General features: G+C 55.2%; 12 protein-coding genes. 9 read left to right on the plus strand and 3 right to left on the minus strand.

Translation table 11 applies throughout. From position 1 onward, the window contains the following. Nucleotides 1-5 precede the first annotated feature (5 nt). Nucleotides 6-2,423: an Eco57I restriction-modification methylase domain-containing protein gene (locus JMJ16_RS30755; protein ID WP_201387807.1), complete on the minus strand. Its 2,418-nt coding sequence runs from the start codon at nucleotides 2,421-2,423 to the stop codon at nucleotides 6-8. A gap of 208 nt (nucleotides 2,424-2,631) precedes the next feature. On the opposite strand from JMJ16_RS30755, the gene JMJ16_RS30760 reads away from it, so the two are divergent. From JMJ16_RS30760 to JMJ16_RS30790, 7 genes are all read left to right on the plus strand, one after another. Continuing rightward, nucleotides 2,632-4,059 (plus strand): 3' terminal RNA ribose 2'-O-methyltransferase Hen1, encoded by a 1,428-nt coding sequence (locus JMJ16_RS30760; protein ID WP_201387809.1) that lies wholly within the window; start codon nucleotides 2,632-2,634, stop codon nucleotides 4,057-4,059. 15 nt (nucleotides 4,060-4,074) lie between these two features. Further along, the gene (locus tag JMJ16_RS30765) at nucleotides 4,075-6,636 is read left to right on the plus strand and encodes a polynucleotide kinase-phosphatase (protein ID WP_201387811.1); all 2,562 of its coding nucleotides are present in this window, start codon (nucleotides 4,075-4,077) and stop codon (nucleotides 6,634-6,636) included. Between the two features lie 301 nt (nucleotides 6,637-6,937). Continuing rightward, nucleotides 6,938-7,642 carry a UMP kinase gene (gene pyrH, locus JMJ16_RS30770; protein WP_201371831.1) on the plus strand — a complete coding sequence of 235 codons (705 nt, stop codon included), beginning with the start codon at nucleotides 6,938-6,940 and terminating at the stop codon, nucleotides 7,640-7,642. Between the two features lie 301 nt (nucleotides 7,643-7,943). After that, complete coding sequence (locus JMJ16_RS30775; protein ID WP_201387812.1) at nucleotides 7,944-9,806, plus strand: transketolase; 1,863 nt, start codon at nucleotides 7,944-7,946, stop codon at nucleotides 9,804-9,806. A gap of 330 nt (nucleotides 9,807-10,136) precedes the next feature. Beyond that, a complete protein-coding gene (locus JMJ16_RS30780) occupies nucleotides 10,137-10,937 on the plus strand; it encodes a ribonuclease H (protein ID WP_236601841.1) in 801 nt (266 codons plus the stop codon). A 201-nt stretch (nucleotides 10,938-11,138) separates the two neighbouring features. Beyond that, nucleotides 11,139-11,843 (plus strand): DUF169 domain-containing protein, encoded by a 705-nt coding sequence (locus JMJ16_RS30785; RefSeq protein WP_201387816.1) that lies wholly within the window; start codon nucleotides 11,139-11,141, stop codon nucleotides 11,841-11,843. 32 nt (nucleotides 11,844-11,875) lie between these two features. Next, the gene (locus tag JMJ16_RS30790; protein WP_201387818.1) at nucleotides 11,876-12,883 is read left to right on the plus strand and encodes a phosphotransferase; all 1,008 of its coding nucleotides are present in this window, start codon (nucleotides 11,876-11,878) and stop codon (nucleotides 12,881-12,883) included. 102 nt (nucleotides 12,884-12,985) lie between these two features. On the opposite strand, the gene JMJ16_RS30795 is transcribed toward JMJ16_RS30790, so the two are convergent. Then, nucleotides 12,986-14,095 (minus strand): hypothetical protein, encoded by a 1,110-nt coding sequence (locus JMJ16_RS30795; RefSeq protein ID WP_201387820.1) that lies wholly within the window; start codon nucleotides 14,093-14,095, stop codon nucleotides 12,986-12,988. 52 nt (nucleotides 14,096-14,147) lie between these two features. Next, nucleotides 14,148-15,437 (minus strand): RNA-guided endonuclease IscB, encoded by a 1,290-nt coding sequence (iscB, locus tag JMJ16_RS30800; protein ID WP_201387822.1) that lies wholly within the window; start codon nucleotides 15,435-15,437, stop codon nucleotides 14,148-14,150. A 414-nt stretch (nucleotides 15,438-15,851) separates the two neighbouring features. Between iscB and deoC the strand changes: the two genes are divergently transcribed. Both deoC and JMJ16_RS30810 read left to right on the plus strand, forming a co-directional pair. Beyond that, nucleotides 15,852-16,856 carry a deoxyribose-phosphate aldolase gene (gene deoC / locus JMJ16_RS30805; protein ID WP_201387824.1) on the plus strand — a complete coding sequence of 335 codons (1,005 nt, stop codon included), beginning with the start codon at nucleotides 15,852-15,854 and terminating at the stop codon, nucleotides 16,854-16,856. 19 nt (nucleotides 16,857-16,875) lie between these two features. After that, a complete protein-coding gene (locus JMJ16_RS30810) occupies nucleotides 16,876-19,290 on the plus strand; it encodes an aldehyde dehydrogenase family protein (RefSeq protein ID WP_201387826.1) in 2,415 nt (804 codons plus the stop codon). Nucleotides 19,291-19,297: the final 7 nt, after the last annotated feature.

The following is a 19,297-nucleotide window of genomic DNA, read 5'->3' on the forward strand; positions in this document are numbered from 1 at the left end:
ACCAGCTATACTTCGTCGTGGGCGGCGCGATATTTCTGATCGTAATGCAAGAGGAATGATAGCTCTTCTGCCGTAAAGCCATAAAACTCAGCCAGAAGCGTATCAATCTGGTCAAGTAAGGGGCGTGAGCGGGAGAGCATGTATTCCATCAGCTCAATACGCAGGCCCACGTGCGTATGTTGTACATTCTCGCGCGTATGGCGCGTACTGTAGTGGGCATGGCGGAGAATATCGTGTTCCAGCGCAAGGGCGAGTTCCTGGAGCTGAGCGCTATCGAGGAGCTCGCGGGGCAAAGGGAAGGCCTTGACGAGGGTATGTGTCAGGTGAAAGCCATCCGAGTGGGTCGCGAACCAGGTATAGAAGAGCGAACTATTCATCACAGCCATAACCACATGTGCCAGTGGCTCAGAGGAGAAGTAGAGGAAGCGGCCATGCGGAGGTGTCATAAGCACCCCATTCTTTTTGTAGAAGGGAATATGGCAGACGGCCTTTGTCCAGTAGTTGGTTGCCTCCTGGTAATACACAAAGTAGGGTGTACAGCCAGGCGCCAGCAGTGAGCCAAGTGCCACCTGGTCGGGGAGACGCGCCAATGTATGCAAAATCTGGGCATGAGGAGGCGCGGCCAACTTCAGAAAGGTCGTGGTGGCTGGCGCGCTATCCAGGGGTGTATAGTGAATCAGCTCAATGAGTTGGGGGCGTTCAGAGGCATACCAGCGCTGGATGCGGGTGCTATAAGTTTGCTGCGCGGCGGATGTTGATGTGTCGCGTCGCGCGAGGAGCAGGGTAAGGCGCTGAAAGGCGCCCTCAAAGAGGCGGCAGGGAAAGATCTCAAAATGCGCGAGCCAGAGTGTAGCGGAGGATTGGCGTAACAGGGCGCGGAGCGAGGCGAAGCGTGGACTGCCACAGAGACTCAAGGGGACAAGCAAACCAAGATAGCTCTGATCGGCGTGGCTGATCTGTGAGGCGCGTAGGAGTACCTCCGCATAGAGATTTCCATATGTCGGCGTCCTGGAGCGTGGAGGTTGATCAAGCAGGCTGGCCGGAGCACGTTGTAGCTCCAGGTAAGGCGGGTTGCCGAGAACGATATCAAAGCCCCCACGTGCCATAACCTGAGGAAAGAACGAGGGCCAGGAGAAGGCGGGCATGGTATCAGAGAGGATATCGCCAGAACAAATATGCTCTTCTAAGTTGGGCGGGAGTGGCTGGCGAGCGGAGGGAGGCGCGCACGCTAGCAGTGCCAGTAAAAGCTGGTGCTGACAGATAGTCGTTGCCTCCTCTAAAAGATCAATGCCATACAGGTTATGGGTAAGGATGGCGTGTAGCACGAAATAGTCCCTGCCGGGCGAACTGGCCACAGAGGCGCGGAGTTCCTGGCAGCGTGGGTGGGTTGTGAAGGAGCATAGGCGTTGCAGGCAGGCGCTATAGAGTACCTGGAGGAGATCAAGGGTGGTGCAGAGAAAGGCTCCACAGCCACAGGTAGGATCGAGGACGCTTACATGCTCAAGGATATCGTAGAAGGCCAGAAGGGTCTCAACATCCTCACACAGCGTAAGGGCATCCAGCAGAAATTGGCGCGCATCCAGGTTACTGGTGACAAGTTCCATGGGCGTTGCGATACCTTCGTGTTCCAGATGTGCTTCCAGCTGTATCAGGCGTGCATGGCGCATAATATGTTCAAAAGCTGTTTCCAGGGGAAGCAAGTTTGGCTCCTGGAGTGCCGCTGGCAGGTAACGCGAAGGAGTGAAGTGGCTCAGGGGGAGTGCCAGCATAGCGTGAAGAGCGGAAGGTGAGATACGTTTTGCGAGAGTGTCTAAGAGATAAGGGATAAGCGTATTGCAGGCCATATAGTATGTAATATCCTCGCTGGTATAGTAGGCCCCCATCTTCTTCTGGTTGAGGTGCTGCTCGTACAGGCAGGACAGCGCAACAGGCGTGAGGCTTTGTGTGTCAAATGGCTGCCTGGCGAGCTGCCAGGTATAGGTATCAAAAAGGTCGTAGACCGCCTGAAAGGCGCTATCAGCCAGCCCCATTAGCTGTTCCAGGGGAGAAAGGCGAAAGAGTGGGAGAGGAAGATGGGGAAGGGTATGAAACCGCGCGTCTTGTGATGATCCGCCGAGAAGTGTCACCAGTAGCGGGAGGAAATACTGCGAGTAATAGGTATCTGGCTCATCATGGTGCTCCTGATGCTGCTCCAGGCTGTGGCGCATATAATCGGGATCTGCCTCCAGGAAGTCCGCCTTTTGCAGAAAATAGAGTGTTGCCAGGCGCAGCAGAAGGCGTAGCGCCAGGGCGGAGCGCTCCTCATATGCCAGGTAGCCGGTTATCGCGCCTGCTATCTGGGCGTGCAAGCATTGACACTGGCGACAGAAGCGTTTGACGATTGAGTGTGGGTGTTTCGGCCCACGCCTGGATAGAGAGTCCATGAAACGTGTTCCCTCTGCTCTAGCCTGTCTTCTTTTATTGTGTGGTTAGATGCATGTCTTTGTCAAGGCGGTTGTACCATGTTTCAGCCCCTGGTATAATAATCAAAATTTGTCGATATATGCCTCCGTGCGGATATGCTCGTTTGTAGCTTGAATCGTGACGGTGCGCATAGAAAGGCCTGAACAGGCTGGAACATGTAGACGTGCTATGCTACTCACACTTACAACGACCCATCAACCCGCTACAGATTTAGGATATCTGCTTCACAAAAATCCCGCGCACGCGCAGACTTTCTCTCTCAACTTTGGGAAGGCGCATGTCTTTTATCCTGAAGCAAGCGAAGAGCAATGTACCGCTGCGCTGCTGCTGGATATCGACGCCGTGCAACTGGTACGTGGACGCGATAAGGGGCAATCGCTGGATCAGTATGTAAATGATCGCCCATATGTGGCCTCCTCATTTCTGAGCGTTGCGCTCTCCGAAGTCTTTGGCACCGCCCTTAATGGGCGCTGTAAGCAGCGACCAGAACTGGTAGAGACGGCTATTCCGCTGAAAGCAACGCTCTCAGTGATTCCCTGCCGCGCGGGCGAGGGTTGGCTCAGGCGTTTATTTGAGCCGCTGGGCTATAGCCTGACCATTGAGCCATATACGCTTGATGAGCAGTTTAGCGAGTGGGGCCAGAGCCATTACTATACCGTGACCCTGGAGGGGCAGCAGCGCCTGAGCGATCTCCTGTCACACCTCTATGTGCTGATGCCGGTCCTCGATCATAGCAAGCATTACTGGATTGGGGATGACGAGGTCGAGAAACTCCTGACACGAGGCAAAGGCTGGTTAGAGACGCATCCTGAGCGCGAGCAGATCGCCTATCGCTATCTTAAGCATCGCCGTGATCTTACACGCGATGCACTCTCGCGCCTGGTTGCCGAGGACAGCGTCTCTGAGGAAGAGGAAGAGGTTCTCGACGAGGAAGAGGCCGCTGGGACCACGGAGGAGCAAGAGGGAAGCGACGAGAAGAAAGTCTCAGTCCATGACCAGCGCTTGCAGGCGGCCTTTGAAACCATACGCCAGAGTGGCGCCAAACGTGTGCTCGACCTGGGTTGTGGTGAGGGCAAGCTGTTGCGTCTGCTGCTCAAAGAGAAGTCCTTTGAGCATATCCTGGGCCTTGATGTCTCGTATCGTTCGCTTGCCATTGCGCGGCGTCGTCTGCACTTTGATCATATGGCACCCCGCCAGCGCGAGCGTATCAGCCTGGTGCATGGCGCGCTCACCTATAGCGACAAGCGCCTGCAGGGCTACGATGCCGCAGCGGTCGTCGAGGTCATTGAGCACCTGGATATGTCGCGCCTGAGCGCCTTCGAGCGCGTGCTTTTTGAATATGCTCAACCAGGCCTGGTCGTGATCACCACGCCCAACGCCGAATATAACGTCAAGTTCGAGACCTGGCAGGCCGGTACCTTCCGCCATAAAGATCACCGTTTTGAATGGACGCGCCAGGAGTTCGAGGCCTGGGGTAAGGGTGTAGCCGAGCGCTTTGGCTATAGCGTCCGCTTCCAGCCTGTTGGCTCCGAGGAGACCGAGGTCGGCGCGATCTCGCAGATGGGCATCTTTGAAAAACGATCTTTTACCGCCTGAGGTTGCAATATATAGATGAAAATTACTATTCCAGAGTTCTGCCTCGTGGTGTTGATTGGGCCGTCGGGCTCGGGAAAATCAACCTTCGCGCGCACTCACTTTAAGCCGACTGAGTCCATCTCGTCCGACTTCTGTCGCGGCCTGGTCTCCGATGACGAGAATGATCAGACTATATCGAGCGACGCCTTTGATGTGCTCTACTATATTGCCGGCAAACGCCTGGCCCTCGGTAAATTGACTGTGATCGATGCAACAAATGTCAGAGCAGAGGATCGTAAGCGCCTCTTTGAGTTGGCGCGCACGTACCATGCCCTGGCGGTTGGCATCGTCTTTAACCTGCCCGAGAAACTCTGTCATGAGCGTAACAGCCAGCGTCCAGACAGGCAGTTTGGGCCACACGTGGTGCATCGCCAGCTCAACGAGATGCGTCGCTCGTTTGGCTCGCTGCGTCGCGAGGGTTTTCATCACCTCTACTTTCTGGATTCCGCTGAGAAGGTGGCGTCCGTCGAGATCGAGCGTGAGCGCGTCTGGAACAATCGCAAGGATGAGCATGGTCCTTTGGACATCATTGGCGATGTGCATGGCTGCTTTGAGGAGCTACAGACGCTCCTGGAGCGGCTAGGCTACCAGGTGACCAGCGAGGTTGGTGAGCAGGGAAAGACCTATCACGTCACGCATCCCGAGGGGCGCAAGGTCGTCTTTCTTGGCGATCTGGTGGATCGTGGTCCGGCCACGCCCGAGGTCTTACGCCTGGTCATGGATATGGTTGAGCAGGGGAGCGCGCTGTGTGTGCCGGGCAACCATGATGCCAAGTTGTGGCGCAAACTGGATGGGCGTAACGTCCAGGTGCGACATGGCCTGGCGGAGACGCTAGAGCAGATGGAAAAGGAAGCGCCGGAGTTTTACGCGCGAGTCAAAAAGTTCCTGGATAGCCTGATCAGTCACTATGTGCTCGACGATGGCAAGCTTGTTGTGGCGCACGCAGGTCTGAAGGCCGAGATGCATGGGCGTACCTCGCGGGCCGTGCGTGAGTTTGCCCTGTATGGCGAGACGACTGGTGAAACCGACGAATTTGGTCTCCCTGTTCGCTACAACTGGGCGGCGGAGTATCGCGGCCAGGCCCTCGTTGTCTATGGACATACTCCCGTTCCCGAGGCCGAGTGGCTGAACAACACCATTAATATCGATGGTGGCTGTGTCTTTGGCGGCAAACTCATTGCGTTGCGCTACCCTGAGCGTGAACTGGTGGAGGTATCCGCCCTCCAGGCCTATAGTGACCCGGTGCGCCCGCTTCAGGTGCCGGAGTCCAAGCTCTCGGCTCAGCAGCAACATGACGACTTGCTGGATATCGAAGATGTCTCAGGGAAGCGCTATATCCCTACCCGGCTCAAGCAGACCGTGGCTATTCGTGAAGAGAATGCCGTCGCGGCCCTGGAGATCATGAGCCGTTTCGCTGCCAATCCCAAGTGGCTGTTATATCTGCCGCCAACCATGTCACCCGCGGAGACGAGCCGCGAGCCGGGCTTCCTTGAGCATCCTAGAGAGGCCTTTGCCTACTATCGTGAGGAAGGCATTGAGCGTGTGATCTGCGAAGAGAAGCACATGGGATCGCGCGCCGTAGTGATTATTTGTCGAGATGAAGAGGTCGCGCGCCAACGTTTTGGCGTCATTGGTGAGGGGAGCGGCATCTGCTACACGCGTACGGGACGACGCTTCTTTGAAGATGCATCCCTGGAGGCAGAACTATTGCAGCGCCTACGCGCGGCACTGGAGCGTGCCAACTTCTGGACGCGTTTTGAGACCGACTGGGTCTGCCTGGATTGTGAGTTGATGCCCTGGTCCGTCAAGGCGCAGTCGCTGCTGCTGAAGCAATACGCGGCGGTTGGTGCGGCCTCGCGTGCTTCGCTGGGCAATGCTGTTTCCTCGCTCCGCCAGGCGGCTGAGCATGGCTTCGAGGTTGAGGATCTGCTCAAGCGCTATGAGCAGCGCGAGCACCTGGCCCGGCGCTATGTCGAGGCTTATCGTCGCTATTGCTGGCCCGTTACCTCGCTTGATGACCTGAAACTGGCCCCTTTCCATCTCCTGGCAACGGAGGGGAGAACCTACTTTGAGCGAGAGCATACCTGGCATATGCAGACGCTGGCCGAGATCTGCGCGCAGGATGAGCAGGTCCTGCTGGCAACGGCGCACCAGGTCGTGGACCTCACGAACGAGGCTAGCATCCAGACAGGCATTGACTGGTGGTTAGAGTTGACGGGACGTGGTGGTGAGGGTATGGTCGTCAAACCAATCAACTTTATTGCCCAGGGGAAACACGGCCTGGTGCAGCCCGCGATCAAGAGCCGCGGCCCGGAGTACCTGCGTATCATTTACGGGCCAGAGTATAGCGAACCAGAGTACCTGGAGCGTTTGCGGAAACGTGGCCTGTCAGCTAAGCGTTCAATGGCTTTGCGCGAGTTTGCTCTTGGCGTGGAGGCGCTGGAGCGCTTTGTCAAATTACAGCCGCTGCGGGGCGTGCATGAATGCGTCTTTGGGGTCCTGGCCCTGGAGAGCGAGCCAGTCGATCCACGCTTATAGGAATTAATGGCCGGGGTAGAAAGGTTTGATTTTGTGCTGCTTGGCCCTCCCAAACTTGGCTGCCTCACCTATACTCAAAATGGAATATCCTATGCCCACGTGCTATGCCAGTGGGCATAGTTTTTGTGATATAATCACCGCGGCGTATGACCCAGTGAATACGCACAAAGAAGTATGATCTTATTCCGAATTCCAACCCCCATTCGGGGCGCAGCGCCACTTGCGTGACTAGCGCTTCCCCCATTCGGGGACAAGCGCGCTCAGGGTTTTCGGAGAAGAAGTATGCAGAGGAAAATTACACATGGCACCTGAATATAAAGAAGCACACGTTATCAAGTTGGGTGGTTCAATGATTGTTCCCAATGGCGGCGTCAACGTCGAGTTCTTAAAAGAGTTTAACTTGTTTATTCGCAAGCAGGTGCAGGAATATCAGCGACGCTTTTTTATCTTTGTGGGTGGGGGAAAGCTAGCGCGCAACTATCGCGACGCTGGTGCGGTGATTACTGGTCACGCGCTTGATAATGAGGACCTGGATTGGCTGGGTGTACATGCCACGCGCCTGAACGCGCAACTCTTTCGCACGGTCTTTAAAGACCTGGCGCATCCCGCCATCATCAAGGACTATAGCCTCATTCTTAAGCCAGACAAGCCTATCGTCATCGCCGCCGGGTGGAAGCCTGGCTGGTCGACAGATTATGTCGCGACTGTGTTAGCTCAGGACTACAACATCGCCTCCATCCTTAAGCTGAGCAATACAGATTATATTTACGATAGTGATCCACGCCAGAATTCCGAAGCCAAACCCATTGAAGAGATCTCCTGGAGAGATTATCGCTCCATGATAGGTGATACCTGGGTTCCTGGCGCGAGCGCTCCTTTTGATCCCATTGCCTCCAAGCTGGCCTCAGAACTGAGTTTGCGTGTAATGTATATGAAAGCTAACAATCTGTCGAATGTTGAGAAGGCGCTCAATGGCGAGTCCTTTGCGGGGACTGTGATCTCATAGCCGTTTCTCTTGAGCGAGTTCAGGTCTGCTGCCTGCTGTCTCTCTATCCTGGTTTCAAGCGTGATAAAGACGGAACCCCTTACGCGATATCTGGATTAATCCAGCGTTTATTGATGTGGTAAGGGGTTGACTCCCGTCTCGTAGAACGTTCGTCCAGTCGGTATGCTAGATGTAGATGGCAAATGCTGTCTGTGCAAGCATCAGCTTGCCCTTCTGGAACTTCATCTCCTACAATACACAGGGGAGCCGAGCGCGTCAACGTATTGAAAGTAGTTTCCCATAGATATGACGAGGAGCTTGTATGACAACGACGCAAACGCAACCGCAGATTCAGCAGTGGACAAACCTCGCTCAGCAATTACGTGTGGACAGTATCCGTTGCACGACGACTGCTGGTTCGGGGCATCCCACCTCTTCCATGTCAGCGGCTGATCTGATGGCCGTGTTGATGATCAGCTATTTGCGGTATGACTTTGACAATCCAAAACATCCCAACAATGATCACCTGATCTTCTCCAAGGGGCATGCCGCGCCCTTGCTCTACTCGATGTATAAGGCGGCAGGCGCGATTGATGACGCAGAATTGATGACGCTGCGTAAGTTTGGTAGTCGCCTGGAGGGGCATCCCACCCCCGCTCTGCCGTATGTCGACGTCGCGACTGGCTCGCTTGGGCAGGGTTTGCCGATTGGCGTTGGCGTGGCGATGGCGGGTAAGTACCTGGATAAGTTACCCTACCATGTCTGGGTAGTGCTTGGTGATAGTGAAATGGCCGAAGGCTCTATCTGGGAAGCCTGCGACAAGGCTGGTTTCTATAAGACGGATCACCTGATTGCTATTCTGGACTGCAATCGTCTGGGCCAGCGTGGTGAGACCGAACTGGGCTGGAACACAGCGGCCTACGCGGCCCGTGCGCAGGCCTTTGGCTGGCATACCATCGAAATTGATGGTCACGACTACGAGCAGATCAACCAGGCCTACGCCGAGGCGCTTCAGACCGAAGGCAAGCCTACCATGATCATTGCCAAAACCAAGAAGGGCAAGGGTGTCTCCTTCCTTGAAAACAAGGAGGGCTGGCATGGCAAGCCGGTTCCCAAGGATAAAGAAGATGAGGCCTTGCAAGAACTACATCGTCCAGCGCGGAGCATGACATTCTCAGTACAGAAGCCCGAGAACCTCCAGCCCGCCTCCATTCCCCCGGCCAAAGCTGTCGACCTGCCGCGCTACGAAGTAGGATCCTCCGAGGCGACGCGTAAGGCCTATGGCGACGCCCTGAAGGCCCTTGGTGACGCCGATGGACGTGTAGTTGCTATGGATGGTGAAGTCAGCAACTCTACCTATGCGCAAGAGTTTGCCAAGGCCTTCCCAGAGCGCTTCTTTGAGCAGTTCATTGCGGAGCAGCAACTGGTGGCGACCGCAGTTGGCATGCAGGTTCGGCACTATATCCCCTTCGCCTCAACCTTCGCGGCCTTCTTCTCGCGGGCCTATGACTTTATCCGCATGGGGGCTATCTCGCGGGCGAATATCCGCCTGTGTGGCTCGCACGCTGGTGTCTCTATTGGTGAAGATGGACCTTCGCAGATGGCCCTTGAGGACCTGGCGATGATGCGCGCCGTCTTTGGTAGCACGGTCTTGTATCCATCTGACCCCAACCAGGCGGCACAACTGGTCGCAGAGATGGCGAAGCACGATGGCATTGTTTACCTGCGTAGTACGCGTGAGAAGACCCCAGTTCTCTATGCCCCAGACGAGAAATTCATCGTTGGTGGCAGCAAAGTCGTCAAGCAGTCGGCTCAGGATAAAGTGACCGTGGTCGCGGCAGGTATCACCCTGCACGAAGCCCTGAAGGCCTATGAGCAACTGAAGGGCGAGAATATTCATGCTCGCATCATCGACGCCTACTCCGTCAAGCCAATTGACGAAGAGACCATCCTGGCGGCGGCGGAAGAGGCGGGCAACAAAATCGTAACAGTTGAAGATCACTGGCCCGAGGGTGGCCTGGGTGATGCCGTGACTGAGGTCTTTACCCAGCGTGATGGCCCCATGCCCCAGGTCGTGAAGCTGGCGGTCCAGAGTATGCCTGGCTCCGGCACCCCCGCGGAACTGCTGGAAGAGGCTGGCATCAGCGCGCACCACATTGTGCAAGCGGTAAAAGCTCTCATCTAGCCCTGGCAACTGAATGGTATAGTGTAGAATAAAAGCGGCGAGGTCTAACTAAGGGCCTCGCCGCTTGCTGTCCTTGCGAACAGGAACATTTGCATGTGAAATACTACCCATCCCTTTCCGCTTTTGGATTTTGCCAGTGTATAGAGAGAGTAGAGCGTGCCAAGAGCGGTTTAAAGAACCACTCTATGGGCTATGGTGGAAAAATGCCGCAGGCATTTTTCCACCATAGCCCATACCTCTGCGAAGCGTCGCAGACGCTGAGAAATCTGCGCGAACAGTGTAAAATAGGCTCAGGTTCTTTCTCGAGGAAAGGGGAAAAAGTTGACCATAATGAATGTTGGAAATCAATCACATGAATGGGATTCAGTTCTCAAGGCCAGCATCGATATGGATGCGCGTAAGGCCTTGCCGAAGCTAGATGCGCGTGGAATCGTAGCTTTTACTGATGGGGCATGTATCAAGAATCCGGGCGGTCCCGCGGGCTGGAGCGCTCTGTTGTGGGCCGCGGTTGACAGTAACAATGGCATTATGGCCCAGGGGGCTGCGTGTCTGGAGTGTTATGGGCATATTCCCAAGGCGCCGACTACCACGAATAATCGTGCCGAGATCTCGGCTGTGCTGGCGGTGCTCTCCATTGCGCCTCCTACGTTGCCGCTGAAGATCTACAGTGATAGCGAATATACGATCAAGGTCGCGCAGGGCATTTTTCAGATGAAGGCCAACCCGGATCTCTGGCAGATCTATCGTCAGCTCCTCAGCTATCGCAAGCAGCCACCCATCTTTGAATGGGTGCGTGGACATGCCGGGCATGCACAGAACGAGCGAGCCGATGAACTGGCAGGATTGGGAGTCTTTAATGGCGATACCGCGGCCTTTAAGCGCTGGGAAGCCACACAGACCGCCGAGGCCAAATCGGGAATGTCTACAGGTGAACTGGTACAGTTGCGACGCCAGGTTCAGACGGTGAAGGCTTTTTTTGAGACGCAGGCGCGTGGCGGTGGGCGTATTAGCGAGCAGGAACGTCGCTTTATCGAGGATATGGCGAAGCGGATGCAGAAAAACACATTCGCGCCAAGTGAGAAGCAGCGCAACTGGGTCAAAGTGCTGGCTTCAAAATATAGAGTTCAATAGAGCTCTGTGGAAATAGGCGTTGCCGATAAATGGTCACGCCGTTTAAGCTGTTATATACCTTTTTTGGATGCTGAAATATGTGATACACTAAGCAGGGGTTGTGGGGAGTATGCCTCTACCTCTCCGGCAACGTGAACCCTGCATTTCGCTCTCGCGTATGCTTGATGGTGTGTTTCTTGATTGAAGTGAAAGGATTGCATCTTGAAAGACCAAGTAGTGCAGCAGTTGAAAGAGAATCTGCATTTACTGCACGAGCCTATCGGATTGGCGTTTGTCGAACAAATCCCTACGGATGTCGCCCATGTCGCGAAACGCGTCCCCTCTGCCTGTACCTTCTGGCGTCTGGCGGAACAGGGTGTCTTCTACGCGGGAGCGGAGGATCACCAGGAGTGCCCCATTGGGATGATGACCATGGGTTTTCAGATGCCAGCCTCCGACCAGGAACGGGCGCAGGCGCTTGTAGAGACGATGGCCAGCGTAAAGTATTTCTCGCCGGCCGAAGTAAGTGCGCTGCCCACAGTGCAGAAGCCGCACCAGTATATTGTGTATGGTCGCCTGGACCAGTTGCCTCTGGACCCGGATGTGGTCCTCTGTCGCATAAATACGCAACAGGCCATGCTGGTGGCTGAGGCCATGGGACAGGTCAACTGGCTCCAGGGGGGACAGAGTGCCTTTGGCCGCCCAACCTGTGGAGTTATTCCGCGTACCTTGCAGACTGGGGAGGTTTCATTGAGCTTTGGATGTGTGGGGGCGCGTACATATATCGAACTGACGCCAGAGGAAGTAATCCTGACGATCCCTGGCGAACTGTTAGCTGAACTGGCTGAGCGCTTGCAGACCATTGTGGAGGCCAATGCTGCGCTCGCGCCCTATCACCAGCAGCAGAAAGCACTATTTCCCGCTTAAGTCGCGCGGAATGTGCCTTTAAGAAGGATTGTATGAAGAGAAATCATGCTCAAATGCTCTGTGTAGCTTATGAGCTAGGCGAGTTGTCCACCCGGCCACAAGCGGTGCAGGGTGGACTATTGCACCAGATGTGGCGCCTGGATACAACGCGTGGGAGATACGCGGTAAAGCAACTCAATCCTGCCATTATGCGCAAGCCAGGGATTGGGGAGGCTTATCGTGCCTCAGAACGTATTGCCCTGGATATGTATGGGCATGGGGTGCCTGCCATCGTTGCACTCCAACGGGAGGGCGATCCCCTCTACGAGGTAGAGGGGGCCTCGTATCTCGTCTATGACTGGTGCGAGGGCAAGGCACTTGCTTCAGAAGCAAGCGAGCCGGGGCAGGCGTGCCAGATGGGGCACTTGCTTGGGCAGATGCATAGCGTGAAGATGAGCATGCTGGGCGTGGAGGATGAGGAGTGGCGGAGCTTTGACGAGGAGGTGTGGGATATGCTAACCTTCCACGCGGCCTCGCAGAATCTGGATTGGGCCTATATCGCGCGCTCAATGCTACCTCGCTTGCTGACCTGGAGTCGTTTGTATGAGGTGGCGGGCCAGCAATTGGGGCGGCACCAGGTCGTGAGTCATCGCGACCTGGATCAGAAAAACGTGCTGTGGCGGGATGACCAGACGCCTTGTGCCATCGACTGGGAGGCGGCTGGCCTGATAAATCCGACGCTTGAACTGGTTGGAGCGGCTCTCTCCTGGAGTGGGCTTGTGGTTGGTGATGTGCGTAAAGAGAGCTTTGACGCGGTTATAGAAGCTTACCGTCAGGCGGGTGGTGAAATTCATGATAAAAGCGAGGTCGCGTTGCATGGCTTGATGGGAACCTGGCTGGGCTGGTTGCTTTTCAATATGCGGCGCTCACTGGGAGAATCTGTTGAGCGCGAAGAGGAGCGGGACCTGGGTATGCGCGAGACGAGCATGACGCTAAAGCTCCTACGCACGTTTGATGGCCATCTCCCCATCTGGGCAGGCTGGCTCGATGCGTGGCGATAACATGAACAGGGTGTGTGGAATGCGCCGTGACAGCCACAGGCTGTCACGGCGCATTCCACACACCCTGTTCATTCTATGAGAGTGGAGTGAGGAGCAGCTTGGTTAATGGAGAATAAACTGGCGTTCATTGTCCCAATAGTTATGGGCTTGTAGTCCGCCCGGTGAACTAAAGCGCAGATTATCAACCTGGATATCACAGATATCCATAGCGCGGTCATGACCAGTGTAGGGATCTATATGGACAAAGAGGTGATCCTCATGCTTAGGAATAGGGGCCTCTCTCCGCCAGGAAAGAGGAGGTGCCAGGGGATCGGCGACAGGATCATGATCATCCCAGAAGTTGAGCCAATGTTCTATGGGGAAATCGCACTCCATGTCACGGCCCCAGCGGAAAAAGGTAACATATTTGCGGAGGGGACTACCCGCTGTGATCAAGCCAGCGACCTTTTCCCTCGTGTACTGTGGCAGGAGGCGAAGCACATCGAAGGCAATTACTGTGCCATTGCTATGGGCGTTGAGAATGATGCGCCCAACATCGTCGCGGCTGGCCAGGCGTAAGAGGGCGTCAAGAACGAAGCTGCGAATGCGTTCGCGCTGCTCGTTCGTACTGACATAAGCTGCCACATCGGTTTGCAATTGTTGCAGAATTGCGAATCGGTCTGTTTGCTCCTTATTGGTTCTGAGTGAAGGATAGGTCCCGAGTAACGAGGTGTGAGGAGGCGCCTTAGGTGCGAAGAAGAGGGGAGGAACAACTCTTTTGAGAAAGCGTGCGATTCCCAGAGGCGAGATGTAGCTAAAGAGCGAGGAGAGTAGCATCGTGCTGGCATTGAGCGTGGGAACCAGGTGTCCTCTATTCTCTTCAATATCCGAGTACACAAGCGCGATATGTACAATTGATCCTCTATCATTGCTCAAAGGAGCCTGGGAGGTATCAATCTGGTGCGGGCTATCGCGTACCCAGACTCCTAAACGTGCTAATCCAGCCTCCCGGCGATGGCTGCCAGCCGGCCAGCAACTCTGGACATAGATGGGACCATGAGAACTTGAGGGCGTGTCTGGACGATAAAGGGGGTCTGCGCTGAGCTGGGTTGAGTCAAGGTATCTACGTAAGTTAGCATGTAGTCTGTCTGCATAGCCAGGCGTTTGGCCTTGAGGGGGGTGTTGAAAGCCAATACCATGTAACGTGACCAGGCAGGTAAGCGGTTGATTCATCACAACATATCCTCCACCACCAGAAAAAAGCGCCATGCGAGTACCCCTGTCTTTAGACATGGGTAGGAGCATGGTGCACCCCTTTCTGTTTATACTCATAGCCATCAGCTCGTTGCACACATCGTATATATTTGGGGTGAATGTCGACGTTCCCGAGCCGGAACGAAGGACGATGGCGAATGGCAATTCGTCCTTCAAACCTTCCTTTGGGGCTGATGGCTTTGATCAGATCACCCGTTTGATAGCCAAGAAACTTCTTTTTGCGCTCTTTGTGTTGCTTCGGGAATCCATATTTATCAGTCGTGCACAATTGTCTTTTCCCTTGGCCTGTCGCAAGAATATGCAATGGCACGATTCCTTTCAGGGAAAGTCCAGCAGGGGTACTCTTGCCCACGCAGGTGGCATCGAGCCAATGCGTCTTGGCTAGCCCTCTTGTGGTTCGGTTGTACTTGGTCAACCCACCACTGCCGCACTCGACAGGCAAGCCAAATGCTTTGAGCCGTTCAAGCAAGGCAAAGCGTGTAGCATTCACTGCACTGGCATCCTTGAGAGGCTTTTTGACCTGAGCCAGAATGCGCTTGAGCACATCAGGCTTCTTCGCAAGAAACACCGCAATATCCTGCGTCCCTTTGGCACTATTGCATGGCTCGCAGGCCAGGTTAAGATTGCTTATTCTCTTTGTGCCACCGTTGGCACGAGGATGAATATGCTCAACCTGCAAAGGAACGTTTTGCGCACCACAATACGCGCAAGCCCGTCCCCATTTTTCGAGCAAGTATTCCCTGATTTCATGGCCTTGCAGCGTGCCTTGTTGGTATTCCACGCCTACGATATTGGGATTCTCTATCAATTGCATATCAAACTTCACAAGCTCCTGACTGAGAGCTGCAATAGGAGCATAGCGACACAAGCGAGCTACCCACGTGAGGATATTGGCAAGGCGACTTTCCAATGAGGGTGGTAACCATCCTTTCTTCCTCCGTCGATTCTGAAATCGTGGTTTACGATAGCGTGTGTTGCGGTTGCGTCGACTACGACGAACCGTACGACGACGCTCTAAGCCATCTTTGACAGCGTGCCCTCGATGCTCAAGTTCAGCAGCGAAGATCACTTTGCTGTTGGCATCATTGACCAGGGCAATCCCTGTGGTTTTGCTTCCAGGATCGAGCTTGAGCCGCAAAGGTTGGACTTCTGGCTGCTCAATCACGCGTTTAAGCACAATCGTAAAGGGGTATCTGCGATACACGGCAGCTTTGCCTTGCGTGAGTAAGCGCCGCGCCTGCGCTGGATGTACCGGATTAAGTGGTTTGTAATCACTATCAATAACAAACACGTTGCTCAAGTTGAGCCTCCTATTGCTAGGGTAATGGTTGCCTCGACAAGGATAGAGGGCGGTACTTTTCCCTACCAGATGCAACTAACTATTCAATTGCTATGTGTGATTATAGAATGTGCCTTATCATCATTGTACCAAGAAAAGCTTGTTTTCACCACTATCGAGCGTATATATGTAGAGCTTGCCCATTCCTCTTTAGCTCATAAGCTCGTATCATGGGTAGGAGATGTTGGCGGGAGGCTCTTGCGCCGCCGAGTGGTGAAAGGCCTTGTGTACTAATGTTGCCAAATGGAGTAGAATAGTGGACTGTTATGCTCAGTACAGTTGGCGTTATAATTAGTTAGAAATATGGAGAGGCACAAAGAAACATCTCCTCTATATGTGCCTAAAATTGCTGATATTAGTGCAAGGACATTCTGCATGACTACGACAAAGTCAAAAATACAATCAGAGAAGACTAGTGCACCGGTGCCGCATGAGGTCCTGGAGCGTAATCCAGGCATGCCCCTGGACCTGGATTGGATACATCGTGTACACGTGAACCGTAGCGCCGTTGAGCGCCGTGCCGTCACCATTCCCACACGGCGTTCAGTCAAGAAAGAGTGGCAGGCAGCCTGGCTTCTGCGGGCGATTACCTGTATTGATTTAACTACTTTAGCGGGCGATGATACGCCAGGGAATGTCAAGCGGCTCTGTGCTAAGGCCAGGCAGCCTGTGCGCCAGGAACTACTTGATGCGCTGGGTGTGCCATGCCTGCAAACGGGGGCGGTATGTGTCTATCATAACCTGGTACCCGTGGCGGTCGAGGCGCTAGCCGGGACGAATATTCCCGTCGCCGCCGTGTCAACGGGCTTTCCCGCAGGCCAGAATCCCTTTGACCTGAAACTGCGTGAGATCCAGGCTTCGGTGCAGGCTGGAGCAAAAGAGATCGATATCGTCATCTCGCGCGCCCACGTGCTCACGGGCAACTGGCAGGCCCTTTATGACGAGATCAAGGCCTTCCGCGAGGCGTGTGGAGAGGCGCATATGAAGACCATCCTGGCGACCCATGAGCTAGCGACGCTGCGTAACGTCGCGATGGCAAGCCTGGTCTGTATGATGGCAGGGGCTGATTTTATCAAGACCTCGACCGGAAAAGAGCCGGTGAACGCCATCCTACCCGTGGGTCTGGTCATGACACGTGCCATTCGCGACTATCATGAAGAGACAGGCTATAAGGTTGGTTTTAAGCCGGCGGGCGGTATTCGCAGCGCGAAATCTTCGCTGGATTGGCTGATCTTGATGAAAGAGGAGCTGGGCAATGAGTGGTTAAACAATTCACTCTTCCGTATTGGAGCCAGTGGCCTGCTTTCAGATATCGAGAGACAGATTGAACATTTTGTGAGCGGACGCTACGCGGCGGCGCACCATAATCCAATGGTTTAGATCCGGGGGAGTTGCAGGCATGAATGTAATGGAATTATTTGAGACAATGGAGTACGGTCCCGCGCCAGAGGCTGCCAACACTGTCCAGGCCTGGCTTAAGGAGCATGAGCGCTTCGGGCTGTTTATTGAGAACCAGTGGGTCGAGCCGGCCAGTGGGCAATATATGGAGAGCACGAACCCTGCCAATGGCAAGGCCCTGGTGCAGGTTGCCTCCGCCAGTAGCGCCGACGTGGATGTCGCGGTAGCTGCAGCGCGCAAGGCCTTCAAAGCATGGAGCAAGACTCCAGATCATGTACGTGCGCGTTACATGTATGCCCTGGCGCGCCAGATTCAGAAGCACGCGCGCTTCCTGTCGGTCCTGGAGTCGTTGGACAACGGGAAATCTATTCGCGAGACGCGCGATATCGACATTCCCCTGGTGGCACGTCACTTCTACTATCACGCTGGCTGGGCGCAGTTGATGGGGCGAGAGTTGCCGGGTTATGAGCCTGTAGGAGTTGTGGGACAGATCATTCCCTGGAACTTTCCTCTCTTAATGCTGGCCTGGAAGATTGCTCCAGCCATTGCTATGGGCAATACGGTGGTCTTAAAGCCAGCGCGCTATACTCCCCTGACGGCCCTCAAGTTCGCTGAGATCGTGCAGGAGGCTGGTCTGCCGGCGGGCGTGATTAATATTGTCACTGGCGAGGCGTCGCAGGTAGGCGATGCACTGGTGAAGCATCCTGACGTCAACAAAATTGCTTTTACGGGTTCAACCGAGGTAGGACGCAGCATCCGCCGCTCGACGGCTGGCTCGGGCAAGAAGCTATCGCTTGAACTGGGTGGGAAATCCCCTTTCATTGTCTTTGATGACGCCGACCTGGATAGCGTCGTTGAGGGTGTGGTAGACGCCATCTGGTTTAACCAGGGCCAGGTCTGTTGCGCGGGATCGCGCCTGCTGGTGCAGGAGAACGTCGCGGAGCGCCTGCTCAACAAGCTGCGCGCGCGTATGGAGAAGCTGCGCGTGGGTGATCCGCTGGACAAGGGCATCGATATTGGCGCGATTGTCTCGCCCTCGCAGTTGCAGGAGATCGAGTGCCTGGTCGCGCAGGGCGAGGCCGAGGGAGCCGAGAAGTGGCAGCCCTCCTGGGCTTGCCCAAGTGAAGGCTCATTCTTCCCGCCCACGCTCTTCACCAATGTCTCTCCAGCTTCCAGCATTGTCCAGGTCGAGATCTTCGGCCCGGTCCTGGTTGCCATGACCTTCCGTACGCCTGCTGAGGCGGTCCAACTGGCCAATAACACACGCTATGGACTGGCGGCAAGCATCTGGAGCGATAATATCAACCTAGCCCTGGATATCGCGCCAAAGATTCAGGCTGGAAGCATCTGGATCAACTGCACCAACGTCTTTGATGCCTCCAGTGGCTTTGGCGGCTATCGGGAGAGCGGCTATGGGCGTGAGGGCGGTAAAGAGGGCCTGTACGAGTATGTGCATCCCAGTTGGGAGACAAGCCAGATTCCCGAGAAATCTCAGCGCACCAGGCCACAAGGTGTCGGCGAAAACGAGGAAGTTGCGAATACGTCAGAAGAGGCGGAGTTCGCTCTTCCCGCCATTGATCGCACGCCCAAGCTGTTTATTGGTGGCAAGCAGGTGCGTCCAGACTCGGGGTATAGTCTGGGCGTCAAGGGCGCTGATGGCAAGCCGCTTGGGGAAGTTGGTGAGGGAAATCGCAAGGATGTTCGTAACGCTGTAGAGGCGGCGCATGCCGCGAGTAAATGGGCGAGCGCTACTCCTCACAACCGAGCGCAGATCCTGTACTATATCGCAGAGAACCTGGCTGTACGCGAAGGAGAGTTCGCGCGGCGCATTATGCAGCAAACGGGTCGAGGGCGAAAAGAGGCGCTGCAAGAGGTGCATGCCACGCTCTCGCGCCTGTTTAGCTACGCAGCCTGGACGGATAAGTTTGAAGGAGTGATTCACCGCCCGCCCATGCGTGGCGTGACGCTGGCGATGCACGAACCTATCGGGGTTATGGGCGTCGTGGCACCCGACGAATACCCTTTACTGGGCTTTATCTCGCTGGTGGCGCCAACTATTGCCATGGGGAACACAGTAGTTGCCATTCCCTCGCCAACGGCGCCCCTTAGCGCTACGGACTGCTATCAGATCTTTGAGACATCGGATCTGCCCGCCGGGGTCGTCAATATCGTGACAGGCGAACGTGAGGGATTAGCCAAAGTTCTGGCCGAGCATGAGGATGTCGATGCGCTCTGGTACTTTGGTTCTGCCAGAGGGGCGAAGATGGTAGAGGAGAGTTCCGCGAGCAACATGAAGCGCACCTGGGTGAACTATGGGCGGCAGCGTGACTGGCTGGATCCCATCCAGGGCGAGGGCGAAGAGTTCTTGCGAGCCTCGGTCCAGGTGAAGAACATCTGGGTACCCTACGGCGAATAAAGCCGTT

The sequence above is a fragment of the Ktedonobacter sp. SOSP1-52 genome, from assembly GCF_016587395.1.